General features: G+C 62.7%; 23 protein-coding genes. 16 read left to right on the top strand and 7 right to left on the bottom strand.

All coding sequences use genetic code 11. The features are described from left to right. The first annotated feature begins 12 nt into the window (after nucleotides 1-12). Genes ACFQ3C_RS08940 through ACFQ3C_RS08930 form a run of 3 tightly spaced genes read left to right on the top strand, consistent with a single transcriptional unit; the run spans nucleotide 13 to nucleotide 3,869 of the window. Entirely contained in the window at nucleotides 13-1,104 is a 1,092-nt protein-coding gene (locus ACFQ3C_RS08940; protein WP_380790728.1) for a microcin C ABC transporter permease YejB, read from the top strand. A 42-nt stretch (nucleotides 1,105-1,146) separates the two neighbouring features. Then, complete coding sequence (locus tag ACFQ3C_RS08935; RefSeq protein ID WP_380791139.1) at nucleotides 1,147-2,283, top strand: ABC transporter permease; 1,137 nt, start codon at nucleotides 1,147-1,149, stop codon at nucleotides 2,281-2,283. Continuing rightward, nucleotides 2,280-3,869 carry an ABC transporter ATP-binding protein gene (locus tag ACFQ3C_RS08930; RefSeq protein WP_380790726.1) on the top strand — a complete coding sequence of 530 codons (1,590 nt, stop codon included), beginning with the start codon at nucleotides 2,280-2,282 and terminating at the stop codon, nucleotides 3,867-3,869. The genes ACFQ3C_RS08935 and ACFQ3C_RS08930 overlap by 4 nt, the downstream gene beginning before the upstream one ends. A gap of 11 nt (nucleotides 3,870-3,880) precedes the next feature. On the opposite strand, the gene ACFQ3C_RS08925 is transcribed toward ACFQ3C_RS08930, so the two are convergent. From ACFQ3C_RS08925 to hemN, 3 genes are read right to left on the bottom strand one after another with little or no spacing between them, the layout of a single operon-like run. Then, nucleotides 3,881-4,564, bottom strand: coding sequence for a DUF6639 family protein (locus tag ACFQ3C_RS08925; protein ID WP_380790724.1), 684 nt, complete (start codon nucleotides 4,562-4,564; stop codon nucleotides 3,881-3,883). Continuing rightward, nucleotides 4,561-5,505: an endonuclease/exonuclease/phosphatase family protein gene (locus tag ACFQ3C_RS08920; protein ID WP_380790722.1), complete on the bottom strand. Its 945-nt coding sequence runs from the start codon at nucleotides 5,503-5,505 to the stop codon at nucleotides 4,561-4,563. Before ACFQ3C_RS08920 ends, ACFQ3C_RS08925 begins: the two co-directional genes overlap by 4 nt. A gap of 25 nt (nucleotides 5,506-5,530) precedes the next feature. Then, nucleotides 5,531-6,886, bottom strand: coding sequence for an oxygen-independent coproporphyrinogen III oxidase (gene hemN, locus ACFQ3C_RS08915; protein ID WP_380790720.1), 1,356 nt, complete (start codon nucleotides 6,884-6,886; stop codon nucleotides 5,531-5,533). Between the two features lie 66 nt (nucleotides 6,887-6,952). On the opposite strand from hemN, the gene fnrL reads away from it, so the two are divergent. Further along, nucleotides 6,953-7,699, top strand: coding sequence for a transcriptional regulator FnrL (gene fnrL / locus ACFQ3C_RS08910; RefSeq protein ID WP_380790718.1), 747 nt, complete (start codon nucleotides 6,953-6,955; stop codon nucleotides 7,697-7,699). 88 nt (nucleotides 7,700-7,787) lie between these two features. Here fnrL and ACFQ3C_RS08905 read toward each other — a convergent pair whose 3' ends face one another. Next, nucleotides 7,788-8,627: a universal stress protein gene (locus ACFQ3C_RS08905; protein WP_380790716.1), complete on the bottom strand. Its 840-nt coding sequence runs from the start codon at nucleotides 8,625-8,627 to the stop codon at nucleotides 7,788-7,790. Between the two features lie 200 nt (nucleotides 8,628-8,827). Here ACFQ3C_RS08905 and ccoN point away from each other — a divergent pair, with 200 nt between their 5' ends. The 8 genes from ccoN to ccoS all read left to right on the top strand — a co-directional run bounded on the left by ccoN (nucleotide 8,828) and on the right by ccoS (nucleotide 16,906). Next, nucleotides 8,828-10,432, top strand: coding sequence for a cytochrome-c oxidase, cbb3-type subunit I (gene ccoN / locus ACFQ3C_RS08900; protein WP_380790714.1), 1,605 nt, complete (start codon nucleotides 8,828-8,830; stop codon nucleotides 10,430-10,432). 14 nt (nucleotides 10,433-10,446) lie between these two features. Next, on the top strand, nucleotides 10,447-11,172 hold the full coding sequence (gene ccoO, locus ACFQ3C_RS08895) for a cytochrome-c oxidase, cbb3-type subunit II (RefSeq protein WP_380790712.1): 726 nt from the start codon (nucleotides 10,447-10,449) through the stop codon (nucleotides 11,170-11,172). Nucleotides 11,173-11,184: 12 nt separating this feature from the next. After that, complete coding sequence (locus ACFQ3C_RS08890) at nucleotides 11,185-11,394, top strand: cbb3-type cytochrome c oxidase subunit 3 (RefSeq protein ID WP_380790710.1); 210 nt, start codon at nucleotides 11,185-11,187, stop codon at nucleotides 11,392-11,394. A gap of 4 nt (nucleotides 11,395-11,398) precedes the next feature. Continuing rightward, the gene (gene ccoP, locus ACFQ3C_RS08885) at nucleotides 11,399-12,274 is read left to right on the top strand and encodes a cytochrome-c oxidase, cbb3-type subunit III (protein WP_380790708.1); all 876 of its coding nucleotides are present in this window, start codon (nucleotides 11,399-11,401) and stop codon (nucleotides 12,272-12,274) included. Nucleotides 12,275-12,644: 370 nt separating this feature from the next. After that, entirely contained in the window at nucleotides 12,645-14,081 is a 1,437-nt protein-coding gene (ccoG, locus tag ACFQ3C_RS08880; protein WP_380790705.1) for a cytochrome c oxidase accessory protein CcoG, read from the top strand. Then, on the top strand, nucleotides 14,078-14,539 hold the full coding sequence (locus ACFQ3C_RS08875) for a FixH family protein (RefSeq protein ID WP_380790702.1): 462 nt from the start codon (nucleotides 14,078-14,080) through the stop codon (nucleotides 14,537-14,539). Before ccoG ends, ACFQ3C_RS08875 begins: the two co-directional genes overlap by 4 nt. Nucleotides 14,540-14,556: 17 nt before the next feature. Next, nucleotides 14,557-16,743: a heavy metal translocating P-type ATPase gene (locus tag ACFQ3C_RS08870; protein WP_380790699.1), complete on the top strand. Its 2,187-nt coding sequence runs from the start codon at nucleotides 14,557-14,559 to the stop codon at nucleotides 16,741-16,743. A 4-nt stretch (nucleotides 16,744-16,747) separates the two neighbouring features. Then, complete coding sequence (ccoS, locus tag ACFQ3C_RS08865; RefSeq protein ID WP_380790695.1) at nucleotides 16,748-16,906, top strand: cbb3-type cytochrome oxidase assembly protein CcoS; 159 nt, start codon at nucleotides 16,748-16,750, stop codon at nucleotides 16,904-16,906. A gap of 105 nt (nucleotides 16,907-17,011) precedes the next feature. Here the strand turns inward: ccoS and ACFQ3C_RS08860 are convergent, their stop codons facing one another. After that, nucleotides 17,012-18,829, bottom strand: coding sequence for a D-alanyl-D-alanine carboxypeptidase family protein (locus ACFQ3C_RS08860; RefSeq protein ID WP_380790692.1), 1,818 nt, complete (start codon nucleotides 18,827-18,829; stop codon nucleotides 17,012-17,014). 277 nt (nucleotides 18,830-19,106) lie between these two features. Beyond that, nucleotides 19,107-19,805 (bottom strand): HAD family hydrolase, encoded by a 699-nt coding sequence (locus ACFQ3C_RS08855; RefSeq protein ID WP_380790689.1) that lies wholly within the window; start codon nucleotides 19,803-19,805, stop codon nucleotides 19,107-19,109. A 107-nt stretch (nucleotides 19,806-19,912) separates the two neighbouring features. Between ACFQ3C_RS08855 and clpS the strand changes: the two genes are divergently transcribed. The 4 genes from clpS to hemF all read left to right on the top strand — a co-directional run bounded on the left by clpS (nucleotide 19,913) and on the right by hemF (nucleotide 23,183). Beyond that, a complete protein-coding gene (clpS, locus tag ACFQ3C_RS08850; RefSeq protein ID WP_380790686.1) occupies nucleotides 19,913-20,251 on the top strand; it encodes an ATP-dependent Clp protease adapter ClpS in 339 nt (112 codons plus the stop codon). Between the two features lie 4 nt (nucleotides 20,252-20,255). Next, nucleotides 20,256-21,263, top strand: coding sequence for a class I SAM-dependent methyltransferase (locus ACFQ3C_RS08845; RefSeq protein WP_380790683.1), 1,008 nt, complete (start codon nucleotides 20,256-20,258; stop codon nucleotides 21,261-21,263). A 37-nt stretch (nucleotides 21,264-21,300) separates the two neighbouring features. Further along, nucleotides 21,301-22,104 (top strand): SDR family NAD(P)-dependent oxidoreductase, encoded by an 804-nt coding sequence (locus tag ACFQ3C_RS08840; protein WP_380790680.1) that lies wholly within the window; start codon nucleotides 21,301-21,303, stop codon nucleotides 22,102-22,104. 170 nt (nucleotides 22,105-22,274) lie between these two features. Continuing rightward, nucleotides 22,275-23,183, top strand: a complete 909-nt coding sequence (gene hemF, locus ACFQ3C_RS08835) for an oxygen-dependent coproporphyrinogen oxidase (protein ID WP_380790677.1) — start codon at nucleotides 22,275-22,277, stop codon at nucleotides 23,181-23,183. A 28-nt stretch (nucleotides 23,184-23,211) separates the two neighbouring features. Here hemF and hemE read toward each other — a convergent pair whose 3' ends face one another. Continuing rightward, nucleotides 23,212-24,243: a uroporphyrinogen decarboxylase gene (hemE, locus tag ACFQ3C_RS08830; RefSeq protein WP_380790674.1), complete on the bottom strand. Its 1,032-nt coding sequence runs from the start codon at nucleotides 24,241-24,243 to the stop codon at nucleotides 23,212-23,214. Nucleotides 24,244-24,247 lie beyond the last annotated feature (4 nt).

The following is a 24,247-nucleotide window of genomic DNA, read 5'->3' as shown; positions in this document are numbered from 1 at the left end:
GGGGCGCGGGGCATGGGCGCCTATATCCTTCGCCGCCTGGCACTGGTGATCCCCACGCTGTTGGGAATCATGGTGATCAACTTCGCGCTGGTGCAATTCGTGCCGGGCGGGCCGATCGAACAGATCATCGCCCAGGTGCAGGGTCAGGGCGACGTGTTCGAAGGTTTCGCCGGTGGTGGCGATGCCGGGGCCACCGCGGGTGCGGGATCTGGATCAGACAGCGAATATGCCGGCGCGCGGGGCCTGCCGCCTGAATTCATCGCCCAGCTTGAGCGCGAGTTCGGCTTCGACAAGCCGCCGCTTGAGCGGTTTCTGAACATGCTGTGGAACTACATGCGGCTTGATTTCGGCGAAAGCTACTTCCGCTCGATCAGCGTGATCGAACTTGTTCTGGAAAAGATGCCGGTTTCGATCACGCTTGGCCTGTGGTCCACGCTGATCGCCTATGCCGTTTCGATCCCGCTGGGCATCCGCAAGGCAGTCAAGGATGGCTCACCCTTCGACACATGGACATCCGGCATGATCATCGTGGCCTATGCGATCCCCGGCTTTCTGTTCGCCATCCTGTTGCTGGTCCTGTTCGCAGGCGGGTCCTACTGGCAGATCTTCCCGCTGCGGGGGCTGACCTCGGACAACTTCGATGAGCTGTCTCTGCTGGGCAAGGTGGCCGACTATTTCTGGCATATCGCCCTGCCGGTAACGGCTTCGACGATCTCGGCCTTTGCCACGCTGACCCTGCTGACCAAGAACAGCTTTCTGGACGAGATCAAGAAACATTACGTCATGACCGCGCGGGCCAAGGGCCTGTCGGAAAAGAAGGTGCTTTACGGCCATGTCTTCCGCAACGCGATGCTGATCGTGATCGCGGGCTTCCCGGCGGTTTTCATCGGTGTGTTCTTCGGCGGATCGCTGATCATCGAGACGATCTTTTCGCTGGACGGTCTGGGGCGGCTGGGCTTCGAGGCGGCCGTGGCGCGTGATTATCCGGTGATTTTCGGCACGCTTTTCATCTTTGGCCTGATCGGGCTGGTGGTGGGCATCCTGTCGGACCTGATGTATGTGCTGGTCGATCCGCGCATCGATTTCGAGAAGAGGGAGGGATAAGCGATGGCAACCCTGCCCGATCCCACGGTGACACCCGCGCCCATGCCCACCGACATCGCCGCGCCGAAAAAGGCGTTCCTGTCGCCGCTGAACCAGCGCCGCTGGAACAATTTCAAGCGTAACCGGCGGGCCTTCTGGTCGCTGATCATCTTTTCGGTGCTGTTCGGCCTGTCGCTCTGCGCCGAGTTCATCGCCAATGACAAGCCGATCCTTGTGAAATACCAGGGCGAATTCTACACGCCGATCTTCCGCTTCTACCCTGAAACCACCTTTGGCGGCGATTTCCAAACCGAAGCGCCTTACCGCGATATCGAGGTGCAGTGCCTCATCGCATCCGGCGGGTTGGAGGATTGCTTTGACGATCCCGAAGGCATCATGACACAGGCCGAAACCGGCATGGTGAACGGGCAGGCGATCGCACAGGGCTGGGCGCTTTGGCCGCTGATCCCCTATAGCTATCGCACGACGGTGGACCGGCCCGGTGCGGCGCCCCTGCCGCCAAACAGCCAGAACTGGCTGGGCACCGATGACACCAAGCGCGACGTGATGGCGCGGGTGATCTATGGCTTCCGCCTGTCGATCCTGTTCACGCTGATCGTGACCACGCTGGCATCGCTGGTGGGGATCATGGCCGGCGCGATACAGGGGTATTTCGGCGGCTGGGTCGACCTGATCTTTCAGCGCATCATCGAAATCTGGGGCGCGACGCCCGCGCTTTATGTGATCATCATCCTGTTCGCGATATTGGGACGAAGTTTCTGGTTGCTGGTCTTCATTACCGTCCTTTTCGGCTGGACGGCGCTGGTGGGTGTGGTCCGTGCCGAATTCCTGCGCGCGCGCAATCTGGAATATGTGCGCGCGGCCAAGGCGCTGGGCGTCAGCAACACCACGATCATGTTCCGCCACATGCTGCCCAATGCCATGGTGGCGACCGTGACGATGTTGCCCTTCATCGTGACCGGCACGATTGCCACGCTGGCGGGTCTGGATTTTCTGGGGTTCGGCCTGCCATCCTCGGCCCCGTCGCTGGGCGAGCTGACGCTTCAGGCCAAGCAGAACCTTCAGGCGCCCTGGCTGGGCTTCACCGCGTTCTTTGTCTTTGCCATCATGTTGTCGCTGCTGGTCTTCATCTTTGAAGGCGTGCGCGATGCCTTTGACCCCAGGAAGACCTTTCAATGAGCCTGCTTGAGGTCCGTGACCTGAACGTGTCCTTCCGGCAGGACGGCAAGCTGACGCAAGCCGTGCGCGGCGTCACATTCACGCTTGAGCGGGGCGAGACCGTGGCGCTGGTGGGGGAAAGCGGGTCAGGCAAATCCGTGACCGCCCTCAGCACCGTGTCCCTGCTGGGCGATAGCGCGCAGGTGTCGGGGTCTGTCACCTATGACGGCCAGCAGATGATCGGCGCGGATGAGGCGATGCTGCGAAAGGTGCGCGGCAACGATATCAGCTTTATCTTCCAGGAACCGATGACCAGCCTGAACCCCTTGCACACGCTGGAACGGCAGTTGTCGGAATCACTGGCCCTGCATCAGGGGATCGTGGGCGACGCCGCGCGGGCGCGGATCATCGAACTGCTGGAAAAGGTCGGCATCCGTGATCCCGAAAGCCGCCTTGGCGCCTATCCGCACCAGTTGTCGGGCGGACAGCGCCAGCGGGTGATGATCGCCATGGCCCTGGCCAACAAGCCCGATGTGCTGATCGCGGACGAACCCACGACCGCCCTGGATGTGACCATTCAGGCGCAGATCCTTGACCTGCTGGCGGAATTGAAACGCACCGAAAACATGGGCCTTCTGTTCATCACCCATGATCTGGGGATCGTGCGCCGAATCGCCGACAAGGTCTGCGTGATGAAAGGTGGTGAGATTGTCGAACAGGGGCCCACAGCCGAGATTTTCGCCAATCCGCAGCATGAGTATACCCGCAAGCTGCTGGGCGCGCGCGCGGTGGGGCAGCCCGCCCCGGTGCCGGAAGACGCGCCGGAGCTGATCCGCACCGATCATCTGAAGGTCTGGTTCCCGATCCAGCGCGGGTTTCTCAAGCGCACCGTGGGCCATGTGAAGGCCGTGAACGACGCCACGATCAGCGTCCGCGCCGGCGAGACATTGGGCATCGTGGGCGAAAGCGGATCGGGCAAGACCACGCTGGCGCTGGCGATCATGCGGCTGATTGCATCCGAGGGCGGGATCACCTTTGACGGTCAGGATGTGCGCGCCTGGTCCACCAAGAAGCTGCGCGCGCTGCGCAAGGATATGCAGATCGTGTTCCAGGACCCGTTCGGCAGCCTCTCGCCCCGCATGACCTGCGAGCAGATCATCGCCGAAGGGCTGGGTGTGCATGGTGTGGCCCCCGGTCAGGATAAGCGTCAGATGGTGGCTGAGATCATGACCGAGGTCGGGCTGGACCCGGTCATGATGCATCGCTATCCGCATGAATTCTCGGGTGGCCAGCGTCAGCGCATTGCCATAGCCCGCGCCATGATCCTGCGGCCCAAGCTGCTGGTGCTGGATGAACCCACATCGGCGCTGGACATGACCGTGCAGGTGCAGATCGTGGACCTGCTGCGCGCGCTGCAGGTCAAATACGGGTTGGCCTATCTGTTCATCAGCCATGACCTGAACGTGGTGCGCGCCATGAGCCACAAGATGATCGTGATGAAGCAGGGCGATGTGGTCGAGGCGGGCGAGGCGCAGGACCTGTTCGCGAACCCCCAGACCGATTACGCTCGCACCCTGCTGGCCGCAGCACTGGACCTGACATCTTGAACGCTGCCGCCTCAGGGCGCCGACTCACCGATCCTTGTTTCGCCGGAAAGCAGTTTTCCCATGAAATCGCAGCCGTTGTCCTTTTCGCTGAAATGCAGCCATACCTGAGCGGCAAAGGCATCGGGCGCCATCAGCATGACCAGGATATTGACCCCGGCCAGTGATCCCGGCCGGTCGGTCGTGAAACCTTGCATGAAAAGGGCCCTGTCCTCGAGCGAGAGAAAGGCCAGTTGCATCGCATAGGCCATGTATTCGTTCTGAGCCCAGTTGCTGCCGATTTCGCCATAGTTCTGGAACACCAGGGCGTGGGTCATCTCATGCGCGACCACGCTGTCAAACAGCGACATGATCGGCAGGCGCGAAAAGCGGCGATTGTCTTCCAGCGTCATGAGCATTGAATCGGGCTTGAGGATTTCGATCCGGTCGTTCGCGCAATCGAAGATCCCCACGCAGCCGGGCCTGTCTTCCGCGAACCGATCCACGACCTTGATGGTCAGGGGTCTTTTCCTGACAAGATGGCACTGCGCCAATTGTTCCTCGGCGCGATCCACCACGTCACACAGATGCCTTGCAAGATCGGGATCGGCCCCCGTGACGATGGCGTTCCCCTTGTCGCAGGAATGATCCTGCGCCCAAAGAGGCGATATAGAGGCGATCAGCAGGATCGCGGCAGAAAGTGTCAGTTTGCGGATCATTCTTCAGCCCCCGGAAGATCTATCATCAGTACGGCGTGATCGCTGGCATGGGGACGATGCAAGCCCACCCCACCAAGACGCGGCCCATCATAGTGCGCGGCTTCCAGCCCAAGTCCTAGACGGATGATCTGCGGGCAGGCATCGGGCCAGCGCTGGGCCAGGGCCGGACTGGCCAGCATCACGTCAGGGCAGCCAAGATCGGGCCCGAAAGGTTCATGCCATGACCAGCGTTCGGCTGCGGGCAGACGGTCCAGAAGGTCTATGCTGAAAGGTGCCGTGACCGGGACGATGGCGGCCTCGGGTCTTGTCGGCGCGGCGTGGCGCGGCTCGTTCAGATCACCCAGGACAAGCCAGATCCCCGATGTGGGATCGGGAAAATGCCGCGCGATCAGGCGGCGCAGCGCCAGCGCCTCGGCGCGGCGCACGGGCCATGTTGACAGGGCGTCGGGGTAGGGGGCCTTGAAATGGCAGATGAAGAGGGTGACCAGACCGACCTCGACCAACAGGCAATCGCGACGGAATACCGGCAGGTCAGGATCGACCCCGTCGGGCACGTCAAGATCAAGGCTGGCCGGTGTTTCGCTTGCATGGCTGACCACGGAACGCAGGGGAAGGCGGCTCATGACTGCGACATCCAGCCCGCGTCCGTCGTTGCCGGGAATGCAATGGCGGTAAGGATAGGGGGCGATGCCGGTGACCCGCAGGCAGTGATCGTGAAAATGATCCAGCGTCGCCTGATCGAAGACCTCTTGCAGGGCGATCACATCGGCATCGGTGCGCGCCAGCACGGCGGCAGTCAGGCGCCGGTCTTCTGGGTCAAGCGCCTCTGCCGCGGGACCGCGATCAGCCGGTACATCGGCATCCCGCGCCCCGTCCAGCCGGGGTTCACCGTCACGCCAGCGCAGGCGCAGACTCTGGACATTGAAACTCGCCAGCCGCACGGGGTCTTCCCCCTTTCTGGTAGTATCAGATGGCCGAACTATGTCCGGCCTTGCTCATCTCATAGGCGTCGAAACTCCGCGCGATCATCCGGGCCAGGGGCCTGGCCTCCACCGGGACGCCAAGCCCGTCTGTATCAAGGGTCAGCATACCGGGGAAGTCTGCCATCACCTTGTCGAACAGGGATTGAACCACGGCATCGGTCACATTGAAACTGTCCTGCAATGCGTGGCGGTCCACCCTGAAGTCGCACATCAGCATCTCGATCATCCGGCCGCGGAGCCTGTCGTCAGGTGTGAACCTGTGGCCCTTGGCGACCGAGAACCGCCCGTTGCGGATGGCGGCCGTATGCGCCCCCGTGGCGGGCGCATTCTGTGCATAGCCCTGCGGGAACCGCGAAATCGAGGAGGCCCCGACACCGATCAGCACATCCGCGGGATCATCCGTATACCCTTGAAAATTGCGCCTGAGTTGTCCCGACCTCTGCGCCACGGTCAGCCCGTCGGTCTGGGTGGCGAAATGGTCAATGCCGATTTCGGCATAGCCATCCCAAAGGAACAGCCGACGCGCGGTATCGAACAGGTCCAGCCGTTCTTCGGGCGTGGGCAGCGCATCGGACGGGATCATCTGCTGGCGTTTGGCCATCCATGGCACATGGGCATAACCGTAAAGCGCCACGCGGTCAGGGTTGAGCGACAGCAGCTTTTGCACGCTTTCCGTAATTCTTGCGCGTGACTGGTGCGGCAGGCCGAACAGGATGTCCGCATTGAGGCTGGTGACACCGCGCGCGCGGATCGCCAGAACCGCATCACGGGTGATGTCATAACCCTGGATGCGCCCGATTGTCTGCTGGATGGCGTCGTCGAAATCCTGCACCCCGATCGAGGCGCGGTTCATCCCGGCGGCTGCCAGGGCATCAAGGCGGGCATCGTCGATTTCATTGGGGTCGATCTCGACCGAGAATTCACCCTGCGGCGCCATCGGTGCCACATCGAAGACAGTACCGGCAAGATCGCTCATCATGGCGGCCGACATCAGCGTGGGCGTCCCGCCACCCCAATGCAGGCGCGACAGGCGTATGCCATCCGGCAGAATACGCTTCAGAAGTGTCAGTTCCGCTTTCAGTGTTTCCAGGTAGGTAGCTACCGGGGCCTCGCTCTGGGTGCCTTGCGTCCGGCAGGCGCAGAACCAGCACAACCTGCGACAAAAGGGAACGTGCAGATAAAGAGATATATTCGAGCTGGGGGGTATCGCCTTGATCCAACTCGTGTAATCATCTTCACCAACAGCATTTGAAAAATGCGGGGCGGTAGGGTAACTCGTGTACCTCGGCACTTTCGCGTCGAAGAGACCAAGTTTTGCAAGTTGCTTTCTCATCGTCATAAAATTACGATTGATAAGAAATGGGAAAAAATTCTTTGACCCAGATCAAACATGCGAAGTGTCAAAATGCTGAATGAGAAAACCATGTCTCACTCGGTTGAGTGCGGCGATTGTCCTATTAGGCACAGGGCCGTGTGCGCCCGTTGCGAAACCGACGAGCTCGAGCGTCTTGAGGAGATCAAGTATTATCGCTCGTTCGAGGCTGGCCAGACCGTCATATGGTCAGGCGACCGGATGGATTTCGTGGGCTCTGTCGTATCCGGTATCGCCACGCTGACACAGACAATGGAGGATGGCCGCACCCAGATGGTGGGCCTGTTGCTGCCTTCGGATTTCGTGGGGCGCCCCGGGCGCAATGGATCGCCCTATGACGTGGTCGCCACGACCGACTTGGTCATGTGCTGCTTCCGTAAGAAACCCTTCGAGGCGATGATGGAGCGTACGCCCCATATCGCGCACCGCCTTCTGGAAATGACGCTGGACGAGCTGGACGCCGCGCGCGAATGGATGCTGGTCCTTGGTCGCAAGACCGCGCGCGAAAAGATTGCATCGCTTCTGACGATCCTGGCGCGGCGGGATGCAACGCTGAACCTTCGCGCACCGGAGGGCGCCATGGTTTTCGATCTGCCCCTGACCCGCGAGGCGATGGCAGACTACCTTGGCCTGACGCTTGAAACCGTGAGCCGGCAGATTTCGGCGCTCAAGCGTGACGGGGTGATTTCCCTGCAAGGCAAGCGTCACGTGACTGTGCCGGATTTCGTCCGGCTTCTGGAGGAAGCGGGCGATGACAGCGACGGTGGCTTGCTGGCCTGAACTGGCCGCATTCACATCGCATGAAGCGACGGCACAGATGGCCCAAAGAAAGAGGCGCGACCGGCAAGGCCAGGTCGCGCCTTTTGCGTCAATGCGCTAGGAATACGGGTATCGTGGCGTTCTCAAGCATGTTGCGGGTCGCACCGCCAAGGATCGCCTCGCGGAAGCGCGAGTGACCATAGGCCCCCATCACGATCATGTCGGCCTCGGTATCCGCGGCGTGGCGCATCAGGATATCCGACACGCGCGGCAAGGTCTTGGACAGCACGTCGATCTCGCAGGGAACATTGTGCCGCGACAGGTATTGTGACAGCAGGCCACCGGGATCTGACCGCGTCGGGCTGTGCACCGGCGGGTCGATGACCACGATTCGCACCAGATCGGCCTGTTTCAGCAGCGGCAGCGCCGCGCGCGCGGCGGCCAAAGCCTCGTCGCTTTCGTTCCACGCCAGCACGATACGCTTGGGATTTGTCATGACTTGGCCGGCTTCCGGCACCATGAGCACCGGGGTCGCCCCGTCGAACATCGCGGATTCAAGGATCGGTTCCAGTTCGACCCCACGTTTGTCACCATAGGGCTTCGGCAGGATCGCCAGATCTGAGAACCGGGCCCGCTGTGCCACGTGCCGTCCCATGTCCGCCAGTTGCGCCACGCCGCTGTCCAGGCTCCAGCGTACATCGCTTCGGCCCAGGATATCCTTGACGAAGACTTCGACTTCGCGCGCTTCTTCCTGGGCGCGGGTGATCGTTTCCTGAAGGATCATCGCATTCGCTCCGGCGTAGTAGAAGCCGGTCTGCGTACGATCCAGACCCATGCACAGCACATCCAGATGCGCATCCCAAGCTGCCGCCATGGCGGTTGCCTGATCCAGCACAGGACCCGCCAAGGCGGTGTCGGTGATTACCGAAAACAGTGTCTTGTACGCCATGTCACTCTCCTTTGAAGTCTTACATTAAAAAAAAAGCTAACACATGCGCCTGTCGGCCACTTTGACACGCGTCAAGGACGCAGCGCCCCAGCCTTGACACAGATCAAGGCACCCAGCCCCAGCAGATAGCATCACTAGCCCAGTCTGAAGAAACTCCGAGGTCGTGACGAATCGCCGGGACAGGACAAAAGGGACGCAAAATGTTGAATTATATCAAGCTGATCGTGCTTGGCCTCATCACGCTTTTCGCGTTGATTGCAGCCAATTACGCACGTGACCTTGCCTATCTGGTGAACGCCCTGATCGTGGCGGCAACAGCGGGCGGGATCTTTCTCTGGACCTTGCGCCAGACCGGGGAACCGGTTGTGAAGCGTGATCTGTCCGGAGAATACATGGACGGCGTCGTGCGCGCCGGGGTGATCGCCACCGCTGGTTGGGGGGTTGTAGGGTTTCTGGTTGGCGTGATCATCGCCTTTCAGCTTGCCTTTCCGGTACTCAATTTCGAATGGGCGCAGGGTTACCTCAACTTCGGGCGCTTGCGTCCGCTGCACACATCGGCAGTGATCTTCGCCTTCGGGGGTAACGCCCTGATCGCCACATCCTTCTACGTGGTCCAGCGCACCAGCGCCGCGCGCCTGTGGGGCGGAAACCTGGCCTGGTTCGTCTTCTGGGGCTACCAGCTGGTAATCGTGCTGGCGGCAACCGGCTATCTGCTGGGCGCCACCCAGTCCAAGGAATACGCCGAACCCGAATGGTACGTCGACTGGTGGCTGACCATTGTCTGGCTGGCCTATCTGGCCGTGTTCCTGGGCACATTGGTCAAGCGCAAGGAGCCGCATATCTATGTGGCCAACTGGTTCTACCTGTCCTTCATCATCACCGTGGCCATGCTGCATGTGGTCAACAACCTCAGCATCCCGGTCTCGATGTTCGGGTCCAAGTCCGTTCAGGTCTTCTCGGGTGTGCAGGATGCAATGGTGCAGTGGTGGTATGGCCACAACGCCGTGGGCTTCTTCCTGACAGCCGGTTTCCTGGGCATGATGTATTACTTCGTGCCGAAACAGGCCGAACGGCCGGTGTTCAGCTACAAGCTGTCGATCATCCACTTCTGGGCGCTGATCTTCATCTACATCTGGGCCGGTCCGCACCACCTGCATTACACCGCGCTGCCTGACTGGGCCTCGACCTTGGGCATGGTGTTCTCGATCGTGCTGTGGATGCCCTCCTGGGGTGGCATGATCAACGGCCTGATGACGCTCTCGGGCGCATGGGACAAGCTGCGTACGGATCCGATCATCCGCATGATGGTGATTTCCGTGGGCTTCTACGGCATGTCCACCTTCGAGGGTCCGATGATGTCGATCCGCGCGGTCAACTCGCTGTCGCATTACACCGACTGGACGATCGGCCACGTGCATTCCGGCGCATTGGGCTGGAACGGCATGATCACCTTCGGCGCGCTCTACTTCCTGGTGCCGAAACTGTGGAACCGCGAGCGGCTTTACAGCCTGTCGCTGGTCAGCTGGCACTTCTGGCTCGCCACCATCGGCATCATTCTCTACGCGGCCGCCATGTGGGTGACCGGCATCATGGAGGGCCTGATGTGGCGCGAAGTGGATGCCAACGGGTTCCTGGTGAATAGCTTTGCCGACACCGTGGCCGCCAAGTTCCCGATGTATGTGGTGCGCGGTCTGGGCGGGATCATGTTCCTCATGGGCGCGATCATCATGTGCTACAACCTTTGGATGACTGTGAAGCGCGCGCCGGCCGTTGAGGCCACGCATTCCGCAGTCCCGGCTGAATAAGGAGGGCCGGACAAATGGCAATTCTCGACAAACACGCCGTTCTCGAAAAGAACGTGACGCTGCTGGCCATCTTCGCCTTCCTTGTGGTGACCGTGGGCGGGATCGTGCAGATCGCTCCGCTGTTCTGGCTGGAAAACACCATCGAGGACGTAGAGGGCGTGCGCCCCTACTCCCCGCTGGAACTGGCCGGGCGCGATGTCTACATCCGCGAAGGCTGCTATGTCTGCCATAGCCAGATGATCCGCCCGATGCGCGATGAGGTGGAACGCTACGGCCACTATTCGCTGGCGGCCGAAAGCAAGTATGACCACCCGTTCCAATGGGGATCCAAGCGGACCGGGCCGGATCTGGCCCGTGTGGGGGGGCGTTATTCGGATGACTGGCATCTGGTCCACCTGCGTGACCCGCAATCGGTGGTCCCAGAATCGGTCATGCCCAAATACGGCTTTCTGGAAAACCGGCTGATCGACGGCGAGCATATCGAAGAGCTGATGGCGACCCATCGCATGGTCGGTGTGCCCTACACCGACGAGATGATCGAAAACGCCAGTGCCGATTTCGCGGTGCAGGTCGATCCTGACGGCGACTGGGACGGGCTGGTGGAACGCTATCCCGGCGCGCAGGTACGCAACTTTGACGGGCAGCCCGGCATTTCGGAAACCGATGCGCTGATTGCCTATCTCCAGATGCTGGGCACCTTGGTCGATTTCTCGACCTTCACGCCCGACGCAAGCCGGTAAGGAGGCAACAAGATGGAAACCTATTCCCTTCTGCGCCAATTCGCCGACAGCTGGATGCTTCTGGCGCTGTTCGTGTTCTTCGTCGCCATTGTCATCTTCGTGATGCGGCCCGGAAGCACGAAAACCTATCGCGACGTGGCCGACATCCCGTTCCGGCATGAAGACAAACCCGCCGCCGCAGGTGACACGCCTGCCCGCGCCCGCGACGCCAAGGAGGCGTGAGGACATGGCAAAGCAACCGCAGAACAATTCTAGGAAGCCCGAGGTGGACACGACCGGCCACAGCTGGGACGGCATCCAGGAATATAACAATCCCCTGCCGCGCTGGTGGCTCTGGACCTTCTATGCCTGCATCCTCTGGGGTGTGCTCTATACCATCGCCTATCCTGCCTGGCCGGGTATCAAGGCGGCTTCGCCCGGGCTTCTGGGCTGGTCGACCCGGGCGAATGTGCAGGCCGAAATCGACGCGGCCGAAGCGGCCAATGCCACGATCAACACGCAGTTGGCCTCGGCCGATCTGACGGCGATCGCGGATGACGCCGAATTGCGCACCTATGCCACATCGGCCGGTGCCGCCGTGTTCCGGACCTGGTGCGCGCAGTGCCACGGATCGGGCGCGGCGGGTGTCGCGGCGTCGGGCTATCCGAACCTGCTGGATGATGACTGGCTCTGGGGCGGCGATATCGAGGCGATCCACACCACGATCACCCACGGTATCCGCAACGAGGAAGACCCCGACGCCCGCTGGTCGCAGATGCCTGCCTTTGGCGACATCCTGGCCAAGGAGGAGATTGATCAGGTCGTGAACTACGTCATGTCCCTGTCGGGCACGCCGCAGGATGCGTCCCTGGTCGAGGCCGGATCGGTCGTCTACCAGGATAACTGCGCCGCCTGCCACATGGAAAACGGCACAGGGGACCGCGCGCAGGGTGCGCCCAACCTGACCGACGCCATCTGGCTCTATGGCGGCAACCACGACACGCTGACCCATTCGGTGACCTATTCGCGCTTCGGCGTGATGCCGTCCTGGTCCAACCGCCTGAGCGAGGCCGAGATCCGCGCAGTGGCGACCTATGTTCACCAGTTGGGCGGCGGCGAGTAATCGCCCCCTGAGATACCCTTGGGCGCCACAAACGCCCAAGGGTCGGTGCCGGACCTTCCGTCCTGTTCGCGCGTTTCCTGGAAGGCCGGCACCAATTTATTCGACAGGCGGACTTCCAGCCGCCTTGTCGTGGCCGGCCCTCCCTGACCGGTCCGCAGAGCGCCGCCACCCACGCCGGTTCCGCCGGGGGGGGGTGGCGGTTGCCATGTCAGGACCATCTTGCCGAAAGCCGCCTGTTTCATGTCCCATGGCGATGACGTTGCGGAATAGATACCTCGCAGAGTCAATATTTGATGCAGGTCAAGGCTGCGCCGGCGCAACCCTGTGACAAGGGGCCATCAAGCAAGTAGGTGACGGAGCGATTCCCCCTGTGTCCCAGACCGAACCAGATGTCCCGCCAAGCCTTTATGCCGCGCGCGAACCGATCTTTCCGCGCCGCGTATCGGGCAATTTCCGTAACCTCAAATGGGTGATCATGGCGGTCACGCTGGGTATCTATTACATCACCCCCTGGCTGCGCTGGGATCGTGGACCAAACCTGCCGGATCAGGCGGTGCTGGTCGACCTTGCGAACCGCCGCTTCTTCTTTTTCTGGATCGAGATCTGGCCGCATGAGTTCTACTTCATCGCGGGCCTTCTGGTCATGGCGGGGCTGGGGCTGTTCCTGTTCACCTCGGCACTGGGCCGTGTCTGGTGCGGCTATGCCTGTCCGCAGACGGTCTGGACTGATCTGTTCATCCTGGTCGAGCGCTGGATCGAAGGCGACCGAAACGCCCGCCTGCGCCTGCACAGGCAGGAAAAATGGGATCTTCGAAAGGCCCGCTTGCGGCTGACGAAATGGATTTCGTGGTTCCTGATCGGGCTGGCGACAGGCGGCGCATGGGTCTTCTATTTCACCGACGCGCCGACGCTGGCGCGCGATCTGGTGACGCTGAACGCGCATCCCGTAGCCTATACCACAATGCTGATCCTGACCCTGACAACCTTCTTCTTTGGCGGTTTCGCCCGCGAACAGATCTGTATCTACGCCTGCCCCTGGCCGCGCATCCAGGCCGCGATGATGGATGAGGATACGCTGACCGTCGCCTATCGCGACTGGCGTGGCGAGCCGCGCGGCAAGCATCGCAAGGGCGAGGGCGCTGAGCAGCTTGGTGACTGCATCGATTGCATGGCCTGCGTGAATGTCTGCCCGATGGGGATCGACATCCGTGACGGGCAGCAGCTGGAATGCATCACCTGCGCGCTGTGCATCGACGCCTGTGACGACGTGATGGACAAGATCGGCAAGCCGCGCGGCCTGATCGACTACATGGCCCTGACGGATGAGACGGCAGAGCGCGCGGGTCATGCGCCCAAACCGATCTGGAAACACGTGCTGCGCCCGCGCACCATGCTTTATACCGGCCTGTGGTCGCTGGTGGGCGTGGGCCTGATGATCGCGCTTCTGGTCCGCTCGGATATCGAGATGACAGTGGCCCCGATCCGCAACCCCACCTTCGTGGTCCTGTCGGACGGGTCGATCCGCAACACCTATGACGTACGCCTGCTGAACAAGCAGGGCGAGGATCATCCCTTCCGCGTCACGGTCGAGGGCGATCAGCCCTTCACGGTCGCGCTGGAATCGGTGGAAGGTGACACGGTGATGGTCCCGGCTGACACCACCTTCCTGCAAAGGGTCTATGTCGTGGCCGAACCGGGCACCCCGGCGGCCACCCAGGGCCGTGTCGATATCCGCATCTGGGTGCAGGACATGACCAACGACCTCCGCGTCTACAAGGACACGATCTTCAACGGGAGAACACAATGAAGGCCGAGAAACAACTGACCGGGCGCCATGTCCTGATGATCTTCGTCGGAGCCTTCGGCGTGATCATCGGTGTCAACCTGGTGCTGGCCTGGTCCGCCGTGGCCACCTTTCCGGGGCTCGAAGTCAAGAACTCCTACGTCGCCAGCCAGCAGTTCGACGCGCGCAAGGCCGCACAGGAAGCCCTGCGATGGACCGTGCGCGCCGATGCGGCCGAGGGCGAGGTTGTCCTGAGCATCACCGATGAGCAGGGCCAGCCTGTCCGCGTCGGTGGGCTGGATGCGGTGATTGGCCGTGCCACCCATGTGGCCGACGATATCCGCCCCGAATTCATCTTCGATGGCACATCCTATGTGGCCCCGGTGACCCTGGCCGATGGCAACTGGAATATCCGCATGACCGCCCTTGCCGAGGACGGCACCCAGTTCACCCAGCGCGTCATCCTGCATGTGATCCGCTGAACCGGAAGATCTGACCCATGACCGCAGCAATGCGCCCCTCGATTTCGGCCTGTCCCGCCTGTGTTGCCGCGCCCGGTGCGCAGGCCCTGGCGGAACAGGCCCTGCACAAGGACGCCCAGATTGCGCTGTCCTTGCCGACGATCCACTGTTCGGCCTGCATCTCGACGGTCGAGAGGGCGCTGTCCGCGGTGCCGGGTGTGCGATCGGCGCGGGTGAACCTGACCCTGCGGCGCGCCACGGTCGAGGCCGACCCCGCGATCATGCCCGACCAGTTGGTCAAGGTCCTCGAAGATGTGGGCTATGAGGCGCATGAGCTGGACGCCGGCACCCTGTCCGTGACACAGAACGACCGCGCGGGCCGCGATCTGCTGATGCGGATGGCGGTGGCGGGCTTTGCCATGATGAACGTCATGCTGCTGTCGGTGGCGGTCTGGTCGGGCGCCACGGATGCCACGCGCGATCTGTTCCACTGGATATCGGCGGCGATTGCCCTGCCGACCCTCGCCTTCTCTGGGGTGCCCTTCTACAAAAGCGCCTGGTCGGCCCTGTGCGCGCGGCGTCTGAACATGGATGTGCCCATCGTGCTGGCGCTGGTGCTGGCGCTGGCCACATCGCTGTGGGAAACGGCGTTGTCGGGGCATCACGCCTATTTTGACGCGACCGTGGCGCTGGTCTTTTTCCTGCTGACAGGCCGCTACCTGGATCACCGCACCCGCGCCATCGCGCGATCGGCCGCGCAAGAGTTGTCGGCGCTTGAAGTACCCCGCGCCATTGCCCTGCGCGATGGGGCCGAGGTGCAGCTTCCGGTGGCCGAATTGCGACTCGGTGATTTAATACTGGTGCGCCCCGGTGGGCGGATGCCCGTCGATGGCCTGATCACCGATGGCCGGTCCGAGATCGACCGCTCGCTGCTGACCGGCGAAACCCTGCCCGTATTCGCCGAACCCGGTCGCGCCGTATCCGCGGGCGAGGTGAACCTGACAGGGCCTCTGACGATCCGTGCCACCGCCGTGGGGCGCGACACCTCGCTGCACCGCATGGCCGATCTGGTGGCCATCGCCGAAAGCGGCCGGTCGCGCTATACCTCGCTGGCCGACAGTGCCGCCAAGCTTTACGCGCCCGGGGTTCACATTCTGTCCGCGCTCAGCTTCCTGGGCTGGTATCTCTATTCATGGGATGTGCGAACGGCCCTGAATATCGCGGCGGCCGTGCTGATCATCACATGCCCCTGCGCCCTGGGCCTGGCGGTTCCCGCCGTGACCACCGCCGCTTCGGGGCGGTTGTTCCGCAAGGGCATGCTGATCAAGGATGCAACGGCGCTGGAACGTCTGGCGCAGGTCGATACGGTCGTTTTCGACAAGACCGGCACGCTGACCGCTGGCACGCCCGAGCTGACCAATCTTGCCGACCATGACAGCCATGATGTCGCAATCGCTCTGGCTCTGGCTGATGTGTCGTCGCACCCTCTGGCGGTCTCTTTGGCGAATGCGGCGCGTGCGGCCGGGATCGCGCCCGCTGATATCGCGGACCTGGCCGAGGTGCCGGGTTACGGAACCCAGGGCACCTGGCGTGGACAGCGCGTGCGCCTGGGCCGCGCCGCATGGACCGGGGCGATCCCCGGGGCCGAGACAGCCGCCTGGCTGGCCATCGGCGATTGTGCGCCGCGCGCCTTCACCTTTACCGATCGCCTGCGCCCCGGCGCGGCAAATGCGGTGCAGCACCTGATGCGGCAAGGCAAGCGCGTGATCCTGATGTCTGGCGATACCGAACCGGTCGTGGCGGCGCTGGCGGCGCGCCTGGGCATTCCCGAATGGCAAGCCGATGCGCTGCCCGCCGACAAGGCGGCGCGCATCGGACAATTGCAGGCCGAAGGGCAGCATGTGCTGATGGTGGGGGACGGGCTGAACGACACCGCCGCCCTGACCGCCGCCGATGTGTCGATCTCGCCGGCCTCTGCTCTGGATGCGGCGCGGGTCGCGTCGGATATCGTGCTTCTGGGCAGCGATCTCGAACCCATTGGCGAGGCTCTGACAACCGCGCAATCGGCCATCCGCCGCATCAAGGAAAACTTCCGCATTGCCACCTGGTACAACGTCATCGCGGTTCCCGTGGCTGTGATCGGCCTTGCCACGCCGCTGGTCGCGGCACTGGCGATGTCGCTATCCTCGATCACCGTTTCGCTCAACGCGCTGAGGCTCAAGTAATCCCATGGATGTGCTGTCTTACCTGATCCCGATATCCTTGCTTCTGGGGGGCGTCGGCCTTGTGGCGTTCCTCTACACGGTGCGCAGCAACCAGTATGACGACCCCGAAGGCGACGCACGCCGCATTCTCAACAAGGATTGGGACGACCACCCCAAACCCTGAACGGCGCCTGCCGTTTCTTCTTGCCGCAAATATCCTCGGGGGGGATATCGAACTCTGTTCGATATCGGGGGGCAGACAGCCCCCCTGCACGCTTGCAATCTTGGATCAGCTTGGCCCGATCATGGCACACTGCACCTGACGCGCCTGCAATCTGCGGCAGGCAAGATCGGCGGATTCCCGGGTCATACCCATGAAATTGGCGTCAAATCCACCACCGCCCGGCACGACTTTTCGCAGGGTGCCGTCCAGCGTGTTGATCTCGGTCAGGGCCGTCTGCAGCAGCATCTTCTCTGCCGCGTGCCGGTTGCCGTAGCGACCGACATTGATGCCCCAGTGACGCCCGCCCGATGTGCTCAGGCGCGTCACGACCTCGGGTTCCTGGCTGAGCTGGCGCGCTGCCGTGGTCTGTGGGGTCGGCGTGTCGCTGGCCGATGCTGTCTCTGTTGGCAGGCTTGCCAGAACCACCAAACCTTCGGGGCGCGCGCGCGGCTTGATTGCGGCCAGCGCCGGACTGACCGCAGGCGCAACAGGCGCGACCGGCGCCACGGCGGCAACCTCGACCGTTTCGGTTTTGGCGGTTTCAGATGCGACAGTTTCGGTCAGGGCAGGCAGTTCCGCTGTCGCCGCGACAACGGCTTCGGTCAGTTCGGCAACCTCTTCATCCGTGCTTTCGGTCTCGACCTCGGCCAGAACCTCGGCCAGGACCTCGGGTGTCGGGCCTTCCGCCGATGCCGTGGCGGGACGGTCCGGGATTGCGGCGGGCGGTGTCAATGACACGGTAACCGCCACGTCCGAGGATGCCGGCGCGGCCTGCGCTTCGGCGACTTCCAGCGCCGCGGTCTGTGCGGCAACTTCACTCAGCGCTTGCGAGATATCGTCCTTCAGCGCCACAAGGACCGGGGCCGGCATGCCCGGTCCGGGGCGGGCCACGGGCCGCAAGCTGGATGACACAGCCGTGACAAGGCGGATTGTCTTGCCCGCCGCGGGCCGGCCACCGCTTGTGGCGCCTGCCGAGGCGACTTGCGTTTCCACATCGCCCTGGCCAGGGCCGCGACCGGGGACCGCATCGGGCTTGACCGGCTTGCGTAGCGCGACCCGCGATGGTGCCTTCTTGAAGCCAAGGTCCAGAAGTTCGGCCACACGCTGATTGCGCGACACGGTCGAGCGTCCGCCGAACACCGTGGCGATGATCCTTGTGTCGCCCCGTTCAGCCGAAGCGACAAGGTTGAAGCCCGCAGCGCGGGTATAGCCCGTCTTGATCCCGTCGGCCCCGCGATAGGCATCCAGCAGGCGGCGATTGGTGTTGTTCACCTGTGCGATCCCCGCATCGGTCGAGCGACGCGAGAACAGGTTGTAATATTCGGGGAAATCATAAAGCAGGTGACGGCCCAGGATGGTCATGTCGCGTGCGGTCGACATATGCCCTTCTTCCGTCAGGCCATGCATGTTCTTGAAGGTGGTGCGTGTCATGCCCATCGCCGCAGCGGTACGGTTCATGCGGCGGGCAAAGGCGGCCTCGGACCCTTCGATGGCGTTTCCGATGGCATGGGCGGCGTCATTGGCGGATTTGACCGCTGCCGCGCGGATCAGGTAACGCAGCTTGATCTTTTGCCCGGCGCGCAATCCCAACTTGCTTGGCGGCTCGGCCGCGGCGGCGGCAGGGATCGTCACGACCGTATCAAGGCTTATCTCGCCCCGTTCGATCGCCTGGAAGGCAACATAGAGCGTCATCATCTTGGTCAGAGAGGCGGGGTGCAGCCGGGTATCGGCATTCTCGGCATGCAGGACCTCGCCGTTGCGCGCATCCATCACCAGCGCGGCGTAGGGCGCTGCCCTCACGCTGAACGGAAGCACCACGATCAACCAAAGTGTCGTGAATATAAATAGCCCGTATCGGGCCGGCTGCCTGCGCCGAACCTTCATTGTCACTGCCTTCTGCCTCACGCCGCCGATGTTTCGGTCGGTCAATTTTTATGCCTTCAGGCTACCACATGAGTTGTGTTGAATAAAGTGCTCATTTCAAACACCTTTCTTGGTCAGGTTGTGTGGTTTTCAGGCACTTGCCGCAACATGTTGTGGCACCACGATGTGGTGCATCAACCGGTATGGTCATGATGCCGCCTTCATGCCGGGAGATGGTGGAAGGCCCCTCACGCGGATGTCAGGAAACCCCCGTGGTCAGGCAACGGCTGCCTGGTTTTTAACCGATGTCACGCACCAGATCGGGCAGGGCCGTCAGGTTCCGGATTTCGCGGTAGCGGGGGGCCTGAACGGGGGGCGCTGCCTTTTCGATCTCCCAGGCCGGACCGTGGGGCACATAGACCCCCCATCCGCCAGCCTCGATCACCGGCACCACATCCGAGCGCATGGAATCGCCCACCATCATCGCGCGCGCCGCACCGTCGCCATGGCGCGCAAAGATAGCCTCATAGACCGGGCGGGTCTTGGCCGACACGATCTCGACCCCGTGAAACAGATCGCCAAGTCCCGATTGCGCCAGCTTTCGTTCCTGGTCCAGCAGATCCCCCTTGGTGATCAGCAGCACGCGATGCGTGCCGGCCAGGGCCTCGATCGCCTCTTGCGCGTGGGGCAGAAGCTCGATCGGGTGGCGCAGCATCTCCTGACCGGCGGCGATCAACTCGGCGATCACGCTGGCCGGAACCCGTTCTTCCGTCACCTCGATCGCCGTTTCGATCATCGACAGCACGAACCCCTTGATGCCGAACCCGTAATGGCCAAGGTTGCGGCGCTCTGCGGCAAGCAGGCGTTCCATCAGATGCTCGGGCGCTGCATGGTCGCGCAGAAGTTCGGCAAAACGCGCCTGCGTCAGCCGGAAAAACCGCTCGTTCTGCCAGAGCGTGTCATCCGCATCAAAGCCGATTGTGGTCAGATTCTGCATCTCTTGCCCATCGATCCCGGAGCAGCCTCTTTCCTATCGGGCCATAGAGGTTATATAAACCCTGCAAACCAAACCTCAGCATGACTGCAAAAGCGAAACAGCGCCAGATGATCCAGCGGCCTATCATGATGTCTGACAAGAAAGACGGCGAAGGCGATGCCTCGGTTGTGCTTCAGACACGGCCGAAGACAAAGCGCCCGCCTTTGTACAAGGTGCTCTTGCTGAATGACGACTACACGCCGATGGAATTCGTCGTGCATGTGCTGGAACGGTTCTTCGGTATGTCCCACGCGCAGGCTTTCGAAATCATGCTGACGGTGCACAAGAAGGGTCTGGCCGTGGTTGGCGTCTTCAGCCACGAGATTGCGGAAACCAAGGTGACACAGGTCATGGATTTCGCGCGACGCCATCAGCACCCGCTGCAATGCACCATGGAAAAAGAATAACCAGATGTTGTCAGAGCGCCTGTCGCTTGCCCTGTCGGGGGGCGACCTGACCCTGCCCGAAGATGGCATGATCGCCGTATTCGGCCCGAAGGCGGGAACCGACCTGTCCAGCCTGCCGCATGACAGGATCATGGTGATCACCGGGTTCAAGCCGGATCACGATGCATTTGCCGCAGCGGGCTACCCTTGTGAACGCGAAGCCAAGGAACCCTGTTCCGTGGCGCTGGTCTGCCTGCCGCGCGCCAAGGCGCGGGGCCGGGCGCTGCTGGCCGCGGCCGCGGCCCTTGTCGGGGCGGGCGGCCTGATGATCGTGGACGGGCAAAAGACCGACGGGATCGAATCGATGCTGCGCGATCTGCGCGGACAGGGCCTGTCGCCGATGGTGCTGTCGAAGGCGCATGGCAAATTGCTGTGGTTCGCCGCGCGGCCCATGCCCGATGACTGGCATGCACGGGGGGCACAGCCCGTCGAGGATGGGTTCCTGACAGCCGAAGGCGTGTTTTCAGCCGATGGAATCGACCCGGCCTCGCGCTTGCTGGCGGACAGCCTGCCCGAAAAGATCGGCGCGCGCGTGGTCGATCTTGGCGCGGGCTGGGGTTATCTGGCGGCGCGGATCCTTGCGCGGGACACGGTCAGATCGATTGATCTGGTCGAGGCCGATCACGCGGCCCTTGAATGCGCCCGGGCCAATGTCACCGACCCGCGTGCGCGTTTTCATTGGGCGGACGCAACCACATGGCGGCCCGAATCCCCGGTGGATGCGGTGGTGATGAACCCGCCCTTTCACAGTGGCCGCGAAGCTGATCCCGATCTGGGCCGCGCCTTCATCGCGGCAGCCGCCGCGATGCTGGCACCGCAAGGGCGACTGTGGCTTGTCGCCAATCGGCACCTGCCCTACGAGACCGTGCTGGCGCAGCATTTCTCCGAGGTCAGCGAGCTTGCCGGCGACAACAGGTTCAAGATTCTCGTGGCCGCGCGCCCCACGTCGCAGCCGTCTCGCCATAAGCGCTGAGATCGGCTAGCTTTCCCCGGAACAACGGAGACACGACATGTCCTTTTCCATCAGCGGCAAGACCGCCATCGTGACCGGAGGCGCCTATGGAATCGGCAATGCCATCGGCAGGCATTTCCTGGACAAGGGCGCGAACGTCATCTTTGCCGACCTCGACGAGGATCGTCTGCGCAAGGAATTCGGCCCGAACGAGGATGGCAACAGCCACCGCTACTTTGCAGGCGACCTGCGCGAACGCCTGACCATAGCAAACCTTCTGTCGGCCACGATCGACGCCTTCGACCGGGTGGACATCCTTGTCAACGGCGCGCGCCAGATCGTCACGACCGATGCGCTGGACCCCGAAGACGTCTCGGTGGATACGCTGCTGGAGCAGAACCTGCTGACATCGCTCAGGTTGTCGCAGATGGTCGCCCGGCGGATGATCAAGCAGACCGAGGACCAGGAAGAGGTCGAGGCGGCGGGCACCATCGTCAATATCTCGTGCCTTGCGGCGCAGCGCACCCATCCCGACCTGATGGGCTATTCCATCTCGACCGCGGCGCTGGACCAGATGACCCGCTCGCTTGCGCTGGCATTGGCACCGCACCGTATCCGGGTCAATGCGGTCGCTTTCGGGTCCGTCATGTCGGCCAGCCTGAAAGCTGCGATCAAGGACAACCCGGATTATCGCGACCAGATCATCGCGCGCACGCCATTGGGCCGCATCGCGCCGCCATCGGAACTGGCCGAAGCGGTGCAGTATCTGGCGTCCGATTGTTCCAGCTTCATGACCGGGCAGATCATGACGGTGGATGGCGGGCGGGGCCTGCTGGATCCGGTGATCGCGCCGGCGCATTGATCGGCGAGGACAGGATCGGGGCGCTGCCCCGTAGGTCGAACTGCGTTCGACCATCCCCGGGATATTTGCGGCAAGAAGAAGCGGCGGGGGCGTAACGGGCGTCTGGCGCTGCGCTTTGTCGGCTGTTAGGTTTTCTGACAGAGATTACGAAACCCTGACAGGACGCCTTGATGACCCAGACCTCGACAATCGCCACGGCCATGCAGACCGAAAAAGATACCGCCGCCGCCTGGTTCCGCCAGTTGCGCGACGATATCGTGGCTGCCTTCGAAGCGCTGGAGGATACCCAGACCGAGGGGCCCACGGCCAGCCTGTCGGCAGGCCGGTTCGAGGTAACGCAGACCAGGCGGTCGTCCGAGGATGGCTCGGACGCAGGGGGCGGTTTGATGAGCGTGATGCGCGGGGGCCGCGTGTTCGAGAAGGTCGGCGTCAATATCTCGACCGTCTATGGCACCCTGGGTGCGCGCGCGCAAAAGGCCATGGCCGCGCGCGGCGTTCCGGGGATGGAGGATGATCCACGCTTCTGGGCATCCGGCATCAGCCTTGTCGCGCATATGCAGAACCCGCATTGCCCGGCTGTCCACATGAATACCCGCATGTTCTGGACCCCTGGCGCCTGGTGGTTCGGCGGCGGGTCCGACCTGAACCCCTGCATCGAATATGCCGAGGATACCGCCCATTTTCATGCTGTGCAGAAGGCCCATCTGGACCCGCATGGCGCGGGGCATTACCCGCGCCTCAAGGCATGGGCGGACGAGTATTTCTTCGTCCCGCACCGGGGCCGCGCGCGCGGCGTGGGCGGCATCTTCCTGGACGATCACAATACCGGCGACTGGGCGGCGGATTTTTCGCTGATCCAGGACATTGGCCGCGCCTTCCTGCCCGCCTATCTGCCGCTGGTCGAAAAGCGCAGGACCCAGTCCTGGACCGAAGCGGACAAGGACGTGCAACTCATACACCGCGGCCTTTATGCCGAATACAACCTTGTCTACGACCGGGGCACCAAGTTCGGTCTGGAAACCGGCCATGACGCGAATGCCGTATTGATGAGCCTGCCGCCGCTGGCGAAGTGGGTCTGACGACCCCGGCGGGATGATGCGCGGGGCGTCAGCCCCCGCGCACCGTGTCGATCATCAGTTGCACATTGGCCGGGTCCGCATCCGGGGTGATCCCGTGACCCAGGTTGAAGATATGCGGGCCGTTTTTCAGCGCCTGCACGATGTGCCGGGTCTCGTCCACCAGGGCCTGGCCACCCGTCACCATATGGGACGACTTGAGGTTGCCCTGCACGCAGCTGTCGGGCTGAACATGCTGCGCCACCCATTCCGCGGTGACGGAATCATCCACGGCCACGCAATCGGCGCCGGTCGCGCGTGCAAAGCCGATGTATTTCTCGCCCGCCTCGCGCGGGAAGGCGATGACCGGAATGCCGGGATGGCGTGCCTTCAGCGCCGCGATGATCTCTTTCGCGGGGGCCAGCGCATAGCCGTCGAAATCGGCACCCTTGAGCGATCCCGCCCAGCTGTCGAAAAGCTTGACGACCTCGGCACCCGCGTCGATCTGCGCGGACAGGTATTCGATCGTGGCGGCCGTGATCCGCGCCAGAAGTGCCTCGAACACGGGCCGATTCTGTGCTTTCAGAGCATGGGCCGGGCCCTGATCCTTGGTGCCTTGCCCCGCGATCATATAGGTGGCGACGGTCCAGGGCGCGCCGGCAAAACCGATCAGCGTCGTTTCACGCGGCAGTTCGCGGCGCAGGATGCGGACTGTCTCGTAGACCGGGTTCAGCGTCTCGTGGATCGCCTCCACGGGTTTGAGCGCATCAACGCCCGCCTGCGAGGTGATCGTGGACAGGCGCGGGCCTTCGCCCGTGACAAACCACAGATCCGCACCAAGCGCCTGCGGCACCAACAGGATATCGGCGAACAGGATCGCCGCATCGAACCCGTAACGCCGGATCGGTTGCAGGGTCACTTCTGCGGCCAGTTCGCTGTTGTAGCACAAAGACAGGAAATCCCCGGCCTTTTCCCGCGTGGCGCGGTATTCCGGCAGGTAGCGGCCCGCCTGGCGCATCATCCAGATCGGCGGTGTGGGCAGCGTTTCCCCGGCAAGCGCCCGCAAAATCGTTTTATCGGTCATATTT

Source organism: Seohaeicola saemankumensis, from assembly GCF_042678485.1.
GTDB classification, from domain to species: domain Bacteria; phylum Pseudomonadota; class Alphaproteobacteria; order Rhodobacterales; family Rhodobacteraceae; genus Seohaeicola; species Seohaeicola saemankumensis.
This window is presented reverse-complemented; position numbering and strand designations above follow the sequence as displayed.

What these genes read in the sequence shown, in the direction of transcription:
- clpS (WP_380790686.1), top strand. Translation starts at nt 19,913, where the DNA reads ATGATCCAGCGGCCTATCATGATGTCTGACAAGAAAGACGGCGAAGGC.
- ACFQ3C_RS08860 (WP_380790692.1), bottom strand. Translation starts at nt 18,829, where the DNA reads ATGAAGGTTCGGCGCAGGCAGCCGGCCCGATACGGGCTATTTATATTC.
- ACFQ3C_RS08875 (WP_380790702.1), top strand. Translation starts at nt 14,078, where the DNA reads ATGAAGGCCGAGAAACAACTGACCGGGCGCCATGTCCTGATGATCTTC.
- hemN (WP_380790720.1), bottom strand. Translation starts at nt 6,886, where the DNA reads ATGACGATGAGAAAGCAACTTGCAAAACTTGGTCTCTTCGACGCGAAA.
- ACFQ3C_RS08905 (WP_380790716.1), bottom strand. Translation starts at nt 8,627, where the DNA reads ATGGCGTACAAGACACTGTTTTCGGTAATCACCGACACCGCCTTGGCG.
- ACFQ3C_RS08940 (WP_380790728.1), top strand. Translation starts at nt 13, where the DNA reads ATGGGCGCCTATATCCTTCGCCGCCTGGCACTGGTGATCCCCACGCTG.
- ccoN (WP_380790714.1), top strand. Translation starts at nt 8,828, where the DNA reads ATGTTGAATTATATCAAGCTGATCGTGCTTGGCCTCATCACGCTTTTC.
- ccoS (WP_380790695.1), top strand. Translation starts at nt 16,748, where the DNA reads ATGGATGTGCTGTCTTACCTGATCCCGATATCCTTGCTTCTGGGGGGC.
- ACFQ3C_RS08855 (WP_380790689.1), bottom strand. Translation starts at nt 19,805, where the DNA reads ATGCAGAATCTGACCACAATCGGCTTTGATGCGGATGACACGCTCTGG.
- ACFQ3C_RS08870 (WP_380790699.1), top strand. Translation starts at nt 14,557, where the DNA reads ATGACCGCAGCAATGCGCCCCTCGATTTCGGCCTGTCCCGCCTGTGTT.
- ccoO (WP_380790712.1), top strand. Translation starts at nt 10,447, where the DNA reads ATGGCAATTCTCGACAAACACGCCGTTCTCGAAAAGAACGTGACGCTG.
- ACFQ3C_RS08935 (WP_380791139.1), top strand. Translation starts at nt 1,147, where the DNA reads ATGCCCACCGACATCGCCGCGCCGAAAAAGGCGTTCCTGTCGCCGCTG.
- hemE (WP_380790674.1), bottom strand. Translation starts at nt 24,243, where the DNA reads ATGACCGATAAAACGATTTTGCGGGCGCTTGCCGGGGAAACGCTGCCC.
- ACFQ3C_RS08845 (WP_380790683.1), top strand. Translation starts at nt 20,256, where the DNA reads ATGTTGTCAGAGCGCCTGTCGCTTGCCCTGTCGGGGGGCGACCTGACC.
- hemF (WP_380790677.1), top strand. Translation starts at nt 22,275, where the DNA reads ATGACCCAGACCTCGACAATCGCCACGGCCATGCAGACCGAAAAAGAT.
- ACFQ3C_RS08930 (WP_380790726.1), top strand. Translation starts at nt 2,280, where the DNA reads ATGAGCCTGCTTGAGGTCCGTGACCTGAACGTGTCCTTCCGGCAGGAC.
- ACFQ3C_RS08840 (WP_380790680.1), top strand. Translation starts at nt 21,301, where the DNA reads ATGTCCTTTTCCATCAGCGGCAAGACCGCCATCGTGACCGGAGGCGCC.
- ccoP (WP_380790708.1), top strand. Translation starts at nt 11,399, where the DNA reads ATGGCAAAGCAACCGCAGAACAATTCTAGGAAGCCCGAGGTGGACACG.
- ACFQ3C_RS08890 (WP_380790710.1), top strand. Translation starts at nt 11,185, where the DNA reads ATGGAAACCTATTCCCTTCTGCGCCAATTCGCCGACAGCTGGATGCTT.
- ACFQ3C_RS08925 (WP_380790724.1), bottom strand. Translation starts at nt 4,564, where the DNA reads ATGATCCGCAAACTGACACTTTCTGCCGCGATCCTGCTGATCGCCTCT.
- fnrL (WP_380790718.1), top strand. Translation starts at nt 6,953, where the DNA reads ATGCTGAATGAGAAAACCATGTCTCACTCGGTTGAGTGCGGCGATTGT.